The sequence below is a fragment of the Secundilactobacillus silagei JCM 19001 genome (assembly GCF_002217945.1).
GTDB classification, from domain to species: Bacteria; Bacillota; Bacilli; order Lactobacillales; family Lactobacillaceae; genus Secundilactobacillus; species Secundilactobacillus silagei.
Window position 1 is genome coordinate 1 of the sequence record NZ_BCMG01000027.1, and the last position, 1,238, is coordinate 1,238.

Annotated in this window: 1 protein-coding gene; it reads left to right on the plus strand. The window is 42.6% G+C overall.

Going from position 1 to position 1,238, the window contains the following annotated elements:
* Positions 1 to 42: 42 nt before the first annotated feature.
* On the plus strand, positions 43 to 1,238 hold a 1,196-nt coding region (locus CES79_RS12370), incomplete at its 3' end, for an ISL3 family transposase (protein WP_143456352.1).

Below are 1,238 nucleotides of genomic sequence, written 5' to 3' on the forward strand. Positions count from 1 at the left end.
ACGACCAAGTTTCAAGATAATATAAGAAAGCGGCGATATCCCATGTCTGATTCTACTAAAGTTCTGCTCAATATTGAAGATAAAAATGTTTTTATTGATGAGGTTGTCCGTGATGACCAGGCAATTCAGGTTAAGGCTCACCTAACCTATGTCCCTAAGGCCTGTTCAGAATGTGGCGTGTTGAATCAACACTCGATTATTAAATATGGCTGGCGAACGGTTCATGTTCGCTTACCAAAAACGGGTGAATGGGCTGTCGTCATGCATTTACGTAAACAATACTATGAGTGTCACGCATGTCGTGGACATTTTTTGGCTCACACAAGTATCGTTAAGCGTAACTGCTCAATATCTTACAACACGCATCAGGCTTGTTTATCGAAGCTAAACGAATCCGTCTCAATGAAACATATTGCACAAGAACTGAACACCTCGCCAAACTTCGTTTCGCGAGTGTTGAATCGTTTTTCATCCGATTTTAAAACGGACTATCACCATCTTCCAGCTGCTCTCCACATCGATGAAATCAAGAGTACCAAGGATGCCCAAGGTTCGATGAGCTGTGTTCTGATGGACGGTGACCACCAGCTGCTTCGAGACATTCTTGACGTCCGAACCTTACCAGCTTTGACGCGTTATTTTAAACGTTATGACCTTGAAGTCCGGAATCAAGTTCGTTTCCTAGTGACAGACATGAACTATACCTATCCACAATTGACGGAAGAAATCTTTCCCAATGCGATTGTGATCATTGACCGATTTCACATCATCAATGCCATTCAACGTGGCTTAAATAAGACCCGTATTGAAGTGATGAAACAATTTGCGACATCATCGCGCGAATATAAAGCCCTCAAAAAATATTGGAAATTATTACTCAAACCGGCCGCAAAACTGGATTATAAGAACTTTCACCGCTTTTCCCAGTTTAAATACTTCACTACCGAAGTTGACGTTATTGATAATTTACTGAGCTTAAGTCCTGAATTGGCACAAGTCTACGCCTACGCACAGCGTTTGTGTGGGGCCGTCAGGACACATGATGTCGAAGAATTACGCAATGCCTTGGCCGATTCCGTTGGTGCACCTGAAACCTTTGAGACGTGCTTAACTTATATTCGTGAGCATCCTGACTACATTGAAAACACCTTGAAGCACAAAGATTACTCCAATGGTCCTTTGGAAGGGACGAATAATCGAATCAAAGTCCTTAAACGATCCGGCTATGGCTACACGAG